Source organism: Pseudomonas sp. P5_A2_2 (assembly GCF_054177685.1).
On record NZ_JBGCUL010000758.1, the window covers coordinates 1 to 2,207 of the forward strand.

At 54.0% G+C, this 2,207-nt stretch carries 3 protein-coding genes; all 3 read left to right on the forward strand.

Annotated elements, in window-relative coordinates:
* On the forward strand, positions 1 to 205 hold a 205-nt coding region (locus ACXRVY_RS25260), incomplete at its 5' end, for a hypothetical protein (RefSeq protein ID WP_458238549.1).
* A 15-nt stretch (positions 206 to 220) separates the two neighbouring features.
* Positions 221 to 622: a GtrA family protein gene (locus ACXRVY_RS25265; protein WP_458238550.1), complete on the forward strand. Its 402-nt coding sequence runs from the start codon at positions 221 to 223 to the stop codon at positions 620 to 622.
* Between the two features lie 132 nt (positions 623 to 754).
* Entirely contained in the window at positions 755 to 1,903 is a 1,149-nt protein-coding gene (locus ACXRVY_RS25270; RefSeq protein ID WP_458238551.1) for a glycosyltransferase family 4 protein, read from the forward strand.
* Positions 1,904 to 2,207: the final 304 nt, after the last annotated feature.

The following is a 2,207-nucleotide window of genomic DNA, read 5'->3' on the forward strand; positions in this document are numbered from 1 at the left end:
CTTATGCTCCGTCCCGGTTTTGAGTGATTGGATACTTTACAAGTATATTTATCACGTCCCTCTGGCGATTTTGGCGACTGGCTGCGAAATTGTCGCGGTCATGCTACTTGCCATCGGTCTTATATTGGACTCGATCGTACATTTGCAACGATTTGCGTACGAACGTGAAATATTAGGTAATTCTTCAGGCATCAACTCCAGGTAATCGTGATTGAGAGAAATGCGACACTTTCTCAAGTTCAGTTTGGTTGGCGCTTTGGGGTTTATAGTTGATGCCGGAGTTCTGTCATTGTTGGTCGGCCGATTTGAAGTTAATGTTTACGTTGCAAGGATCATATCGTTTTTCGTCGCGGTGTTGGCGACTTGGCTGGCGAACCGTAGTTTCACCTTCAAGCATCAGCGACGCATCGAAATATCGAATCATGAAGAATACTTGCGATACTTTGCAGTTCAAACCGTCGGCGCGGGAATCAATTTTCTAGTATTCTTTCTTGCTATTCAAGTCATGCCGATGTGGCGGTCATTCCCTGTTATTCCACTCGCAATAGGGTCGGTTGTGGCGCTAGTGTTCAACTACCTAGCGGCTCGCCGCTTCGTTTTCTCAACTTTTTCTCGGTCCTAGCGAGAGGTCGTCTTGATACCCATGTTGATTTTGAGACCTTATGCTGTTAAATAATTCCGGGATCTACCCGCGATATCTCACGAAGTTGATTGGCTCAATGTTCCAAGGCGCTGCTCCGCTTAGAAGGACGCCATGAGAATATGTTTAGTCAATCTGGGCGCGCTTCCAGCACTGTCCGAAGAATACAAACATGCACGGGTGGGCGGAGAAGAGGTTCAACACGCTCAAATGGCTGTCGCTCTGGCGAGGCTCGGGCACGAAGTGCGCTTGGTTGTAGCCGATTCAGGCCAACCTGACGGAGCCGTGTACGAAGGAGTGACCACCCTCAAAGCATTCAAGGAAGCAGACGGTCTGCCCGTACTGCGTTTCATCCATCCTCGGTGGACCAAGCTCTGGTCAGCAATCGCGCGAGCGGACTGCGACGTCTACTACGTCAGTTGCGCGGGCATGGCCGTGGGTCTGCTAGCCATGTTTTGCCGGATCCACAAGCGGCGCTTGGTTTTCAGAACGGCGAGTGATTCCGATTGCGAACCGGACAAACTCCTGATTCGCTACCGACGAGATCGTTGGCTTTATGAGTACGGGCTCAAACGTGCTGACGGCGTGCTGGTGCAGACCGTCACCCAGCAGCGTGCTCTGTTGCGGAACTATGGCCGGACCGGGACTGTTGCCAGCATGCTCGTTGCACGTCCATTCCAGAGCGCAGGGGCAAGACAGAAGGATGTGGACGTGTTGTGGGTGGCGAACATTCGGCGAGTCAAACGTCCCGACCGCCTTCTTGAGTTGGCACGCTCAATGCCAGATATTCGCTTCCACATGGCGGGAGGGCCATACCCTGAGGAAGATGATCTCTACTCGCGTGTTAAGACCGAAGCCCGTCACTTACCGAATCTGACATTTCATGATGTGGTTCCGTATCTGGACATCGGTGCACTGTTTGACCGGGCAAAGGTCCTTGTCAACACATCGGATCTCGAGGGCTTTCCCAATACGTTCCTGCAAGCATGGGTGCGTGGTATTCCCGTGGTGACAATGTTCGATCCCGATGGAGTGGTGCAGAGCGCACATCTCGGTTCGTCTCATACTTCGGTGCCGGAAATGTCGGCGGGGCTCGATGCCCTGCTGAAATCCGACAACGCGTATCAAGCTGCAAGTTCTGCTGCGCTCGAGTTCATGGAGCGTCGCTTTGGCGACGACAAGGTCCTGGCTCCGTATCTTGAGGCCTTGACGGGGATGCCCGCACAGGATCACCCCTCAGTCGATCGCGTTCCTGCTCGCTGAGCAGCGACGCGGTCGCAGGATGCGTTAGCAATGTCATAGTGCTCGGATGCCGACGCCTCATTCGAGTGATACCTCGAATGTGCGGGGCAGCACACAATCGACGGTTGAGAACATTTTTGGGAGAAGTGCTTCAGTGAAGAAGGCAATCATCGTCCGGCAACCGGCCGCCACGAAAGGTATGTCCGCTCCCTGGCGCCGACGCACATGGTTGGCGGGCCTGATCGCGCTGCCGTTCGTGGCGAGAGGGCTGAATACGGATCGACTGGAGGAGTCCAGTTCGGTGGTAATCCGGCAGGGCTGGGTG